This is a genomic window from Algoriphagus sp., assembly GCF_046296635.1.
In the GTDB taxonomy this organism is placed as follows: Bacteria; Bacteroidota; Bacteroidia; order Cytophagales; family Cyclobacteriaceae; genus Algoriphagus.
This window is the reverse complement of the sequence record NZ_JBKBKZ010000046.1, coordinates 12,730-18,052: the sequence shown is the minus strand read 5'-3', so window position 1 is coordinate 18,052 and position 5,323 is coordinate 12,730. Positions and strand designations below refer to the sequence as shown.

At 42.2% G+C, this 5,323-nt stretch carries 4 protein-coding genes; 3 read left to right on the top strand and 1 reads right to left on the bottom strand.

Translation table 11 applies throughout. The features are described from left to right. Positions 1-281: 281 nt before the first annotated feature. Genes ACK4HU_RS21675 through ACK4HU_RS21665 form a run of 3 tightly spaced genes read left to right on the top strand, consistent with a single transcriptional unit; the run spans position 282 to position 2,744 of the window. Entirely contained in the window at positions 282-575 is a 294-nt protein-coding gene (locus ACK4HU_RS21675; RefSeq protein ID WP_409810207.1) for a phosphoribosylpyrophosphate synthetase, read from the top strand. A gap of 18 nt (positions 576-593) precedes the next feature. Continuing rightward, positions 594-1,142: a GNAT family N-acetyltransferase gene (locus ACK4HU_RS21670; RefSeq protein WP_409810203.1), complete on the top strand. Its 549-nt coding sequence runs from the start codon at positions 594-596 to the stop codon at positions 1,140-1,142. A gap of 51 nt (positions 1,143-1,193) precedes the next feature. Then, positions 1,194-2,744, top strand: a complete 1,551-nt coding sequence (locus ACK4HU_RS21665) for a glycoside hydrolase family 99-like domain-containing protein (protein ID WP_409810200.1) — start codon at positions 1,194-1,196, stop codon at positions 2,742-2,744. A 952-nt stretch (positions 2,745-3,696) separates the two neighbouring features. Here the strand turns inward: ACK4HU_RS21665 and ACK4HU_RS21660 are convergent. Continuing rightward, positions 3,697-5,323, bottom strand: a 1,627-nt coding sequence (locus ACK4HU_RS21660) for a T9SS type A sorting domain-containing protein (RefSeq protein WP_409810197.1), incomplete at its 5' end; no start/stop codon positions are given.

Genomic DNA, 5,323 nt, shown 5'->3' with positions numbered 1-5,323 from the left:
ATGCGGGAAAACCGCACGTACGGATTGAAGAGGGGGTACGTCAGGGATTCTCTTCCCTGACGACTCTACTCTACTGTCTTTTTCTATGCTAATCTGCGGGAAATTTTCTCCTGAAGCAGCAAAATAATATTGAAAGTGCAGCTTCTGGAGAAGCAGCACAACCGAAACTCTTCTATTTCAATCTTTGCGCCTTAGCGCCTTAGTGGCAAAAAACTGTGATTTTTCTTTTTAGCACTTTCTTACTGAATCCCCGTTAGCTAATAAGACTAACTACCATGACCATGCAACACTACGAAACCACACTCGTCGAAACTCTCGAAAAACTCAGAAAAGAAGGTTACACCGAGGATTTCAATATTCGATTTGACAGTTTAGTCTGTGAAACAACCTGCCTGCTCCCCTCTCAATTTGAAGTGGATCAAACATTCAGATTCGAGGGTAACACCGACCCCTCAGACTCAGCAATTCTTTATGCCATCTCCTCAATTGACGGAAAACTCAAAGGAGTGGTAGTCAATTCTTACGGAGTTTATTCCGATGATATGACCGACGATTTGATGGAAAAATTCAAATAGGATTTTCTATTTTCGGGGATGAAAATCACCCTTGACTCCCAATTAGGCCTAGTTTTGACTGCTATTCAAGCTGAAGACCAATCGGTTTTATATCAACTGATGGACGAAGTATATCGCTCAGGCTATCGGTATATCTGGGAAGATCAGGGTGACTGGTATGTTAATCTGATTTACAATCGGCATACGCTTCACAAAGAACTCAAGCGATCTACGAGTCACTATTTCTTTGTTGAGTTAGACGAAAAGAAAATCGGAATCCTCAAATATGATTTTCCATTTTCTCCAAGGGAAATAGAAATACCCAATGCAATGAAGCTCCACCGACTTTATCTCCATCCGGAAGTTCATGGCAAAGGAATCGCCAAAATCTTGATGGATCACTGCGAAAATGTCGCGATGGAAAATGGTTTGGAATCCATTTGGTTGGAGGCGATGGAATGTCAGATGCAAGCCCGGAAATTCTATGAAAAAATGGGCTTTCGTGAGATTTTAACCTACACCTTGGATTTTGAACGGATATTTCCTGAGTACAGAAATATTCAGATAATGAAGAAATCCCTTCTTTAATCATATCGGAATGAATGAAAAAAATCGGCTTCTTCTCAATAAACCCTTTTTATGAATAGCATTCTTCAACTCCTGCCATTTTATATTTTTCTTATAGTTTTCGGTGCGTGCCGTGAAAAGGTGCACCAAATTAAAGTTGAACCTGAGCCCTTAGGTTTTACTTCAACTGCTTTAAACTTTTCACAAAATGAGGCTGAATTAGTAGGTGTTTATTTTATGCCTTCATGGAATACCTCATCTGACCCAACTGTAGACCGGGATAGTTTCTGGTCTTGTCTCCAGGATCGAGAAAATTGCTCCAATCTTCAAAATCCAGGAATTTGGGGCCCAAGGGGAAGGATCTACAACAAGCAATATCCTTATGAAGGTCCTTATTTGGATAGAAAGCCAATCAAAGAATTAAAAGGTTTCTATCCGCGGACTGATGCGGAAGTGGCCAAAAAGCAACTTCAATACATGAAGAGTTTTGGCATTGACTTTTTTGCGTACAACTGGTTTTTTGGAAGGCATTATTTTCACCATCTCAATTTTGCCCCCCAATCCAAAATATATTATCCGGAAGGCTGGAAAAATGATCCAAATCAAAGCGGAAGAGTGGCAGTTCCCGGTTTGATCGAATGGGGTGATCAATTGGAAGTGCTTCTTGAAGAAAATGCTAAACTTCCAAGAGAGGAACAAATGAAATTCGCAATCAACTGGTGTGATGATAGTGATGAACGTTGGAGGCTTTGGCTGAAAATAGGTTCACCAGAAGAGCTGGCAAGACAGGCAAATTATGAGGGAGAAAGGCCAACAAAAGAGCTTTACCTGCAAGTTCACCAGAAGATCACCCAACTTTGGATTGATCAGTATTTCAGTCGAGAGGATTATTTGAAAGGAGATGATGGACGGCCTATTGTTTATTTTTATTTTCCACAGGATGCTGAATCCAGAGCGGCATTTTACGGTTTGACAATGAAAAATTTGCTCGACCTATCGCAGGAAACAGCTAAAAAATCTGGACTTCCAGGCATCAAGTTTATCGCTGTCACCGCGGGGCCTATGCAAGAAAACGAGCGGATGTACGGCCTACCCACTGCTTGGAAAGCCAAGAACGCCAAACGTCCTTGGGAAGGTGGGGAATACCAGAAGCGGCAACTTTTACAAGAATATGTGCCTCGTCTCAAATCGATGGGATTCGAAGGGATGACAGGCTATGTCTATCATAATTTCATGGAAAAGGATAATCGCTCCTATGAAGACATGCGGGAAACTTATCGTCGTCATTGGAATAGATGGAGCGCTCAGTTTGGTGCAGATCCAAATTTCGAATATCAGGTGCCTGTGGCAATGGGTTGGGACATGCGACCCGCCGGTGGAACTTGGCCTCAACCATCTGGCTTTCCTTCAGAGCCATACAAAGACCTTGTGCACAGTACCAAATCTACCTTCGCTGCCAAACTCAAAGAAGCACAGCAAGTGTCGAAAAAATATCGTCCTACCAACGGGAACACGATCATGATCTGCTGCTGGAATGAATACCTGGAAGGAAACCATATCGAACCTAGCGAAGGCCATGGGTTCAGTTATTTGGAGGCGATTAAGGAGGTTTTCGGGAAATGAGTTGGACAGTTATTCACCGCAAAGTCACAGTGGGCGCAAAGGATTTTAACCACAGAGAAATTTGGAGAATTTGATTTTTAGAATCATTGATTGAAGGAACTTCAATCGGGACTGACTCTAGAGTCTTTTTTGAGAGCACAGAGAAAAAACTTCGCTTTTTAAAATCCTTCTTTTTGTGGCTTCGAGCCTTAGTGGCAATAACCTATAATTTTACCGCTGAGGCACAGTGGACGCAAAGGATTTAAACCACAGAGAAGTTGTATTTCGACATTCAATCCTGAAAACAAACTCTGAAGTGATTGCCTCAGCAACCCTTTCTTGAGAGTAAAGAGAGATAAAGCTTCGCTTTTGGAGATATTTCACTTTGCGCCTGCCTTCGTGGCAAAAGATTATAAATCATAGAGAACCTCAGCGTCTTCGAGCCATTGCAGCAAAAATCCGTGATCATTCGTGACATCTTCGTGGCTAAAATCTGTGATCATCCGAGACATCTGTGATTGTACACTTTAATTTTTACCGCGGAGGCGCAATGGACGCAAAGGATTTTAACCACAGAGAAGTTGTATTTCGACATTCAATCCTGAAAACAAACTCTGAAGTGATTGCCTCAGCAACCCTTTCTTGAGAGTAAAGAGAGATAAAGCTTCGCTTTTGGAGATATTTCACTTTGCGCCTGCCTTCGTGGCAAAAGATTATAAATCATAGAGAACCTCAGCGTCTTCGAGCCATTGCAGCAAAAATCCGTGATCATCCGTGCCATCTGTGAGCTATTAACACACTATAATTTTCACCGCTGAGGCACAGTGAACGCAAAGGATTTTAATCACAGAGAAACTTAACGCCTTCGAGCCTTCGTGGCCAATATCTGTGTATACCTGTGAGCAATTGACTTTCAAAAAAAAATCCCACCTCTTTCGAAGCGGGATTCTTTGTTTTCAAATGATCCTAGCGATTACTTTTTGATCAGTCGCTTGGTCATTACCATATCTCCAACCTTGAGCTGAACCGTGTACATTCCCGGAGCCAATTCATCCACCTTAATGGTATGGGTGAAGCTTCCTACTTTGTACACTTCATCTTGGATGACCAGTCTTCCAATTGCATCATAAACTTGGAATGCAACTGTAGCACTTTCATCCAGATCCAACATAATGTTGGTTTCGGTAGAAGCTGGGTTTGGATACATAAAGAACTCACCTAGTTTCAACTCTTTTCTGAGTGTGATCGCTCTGCTGATCGTTTGACCCGCTCTGTCAGTACTCATTACCTGTACTGTGAATGTAGCAGGAACTGAACTTCCTTTCCAGATCAATTGATCTCCATTCAATTCAACTTGCTCATTTTCAGCCAAGCTGTAAGTATGGATATTATCAATTGGATCGATAGTGCTGAGCGTTCCGATCACTTGTCCAGATCGAAGATCCTTAGCCAACTGATCATTGCTGATAGTAACATCCAGAGCCATTGGCTTGTCAAGAACTAGGACATTGATAGCAATCGGCTCTTCAAGTTCGTAGAAGTCGTTTTCTTCCAACTCAGCAGTCAAGGTATACATACCTGGCAGAAGTGAATTGTAAGCTTCCGCAGAAATGTTCATGTTGATTTTCTTACGGTTGAACCACTTCTCGCTTTGCTTCACGATCTCACCTTTGATAAGTTCTACTGGAGTGTTCCATGCCACAGTGATCAATTCCGGATCTTGTTCTGCTCTATATGAAATATTACAGTTTCCAACATACGATCCAGGGCTTCCATTCAACAAGGCGTTGACCGCATTTGCACTCACACAGATGGTCTTGCGCTTGCCATTAGGCGTCACATGACAAACCTGAACTTTGTTCTGTCCTGCTTTTCCACAAGATGCTTCGACGGATACTACTTTAGAGAAGACAGTATTAGCAACACATTGACCTCCAATACTGATTTCTACCATGTATTCTCTTACAAAATCATCTTGGGCAAGGACTGTATAAGAAGCGCTTGTTGCTCCTGAAATAAGAGTGAAGCTTCCTCCTACGTTCCTATAGTACCACTTATAAGTCCCACCGGTGTAAGTTGATGGTTGATAAGTAGCAGTAAGTGTAGTGCTGGAAGGTAAACCCAATGAACTAGCTGCACCATCGAAGATGACCACATTTCCATTAACATTCGGTATTACACTGGAGGTGATAAATACCTCAAATACTGTCAATTCCGCATCTTCTTCGGTGTTTGAACCGATTAGGTTTCCAGAAGTAGGAACAAATTCTGCTGAGATATTATAAGTAGATCCCAGAGGTAAGCTAATCGGGAATGAACCAGAGAACACTCCTCCTACAACCGAAGTTTTACTAACTGTTGCAATCGTGGTGGTACCATTTTTAAAGGTTACTGTTCCACCGAAATCATCCACATCACTTTGAATAGCTGAATTATCAGTATTTACTGTTGCGATAAGAACAACTTCATCTCCTTCACAATCAGCTAATGCATCTTGAACAGTGATTGTGGTAGGGGCTGGAGTAATGTCAGCCAGATCGGTTGCCGTCGCATTGAAGCTGTAGTTGCCTGCATCAGTACCGGAAGTGGCAATGTCAGCA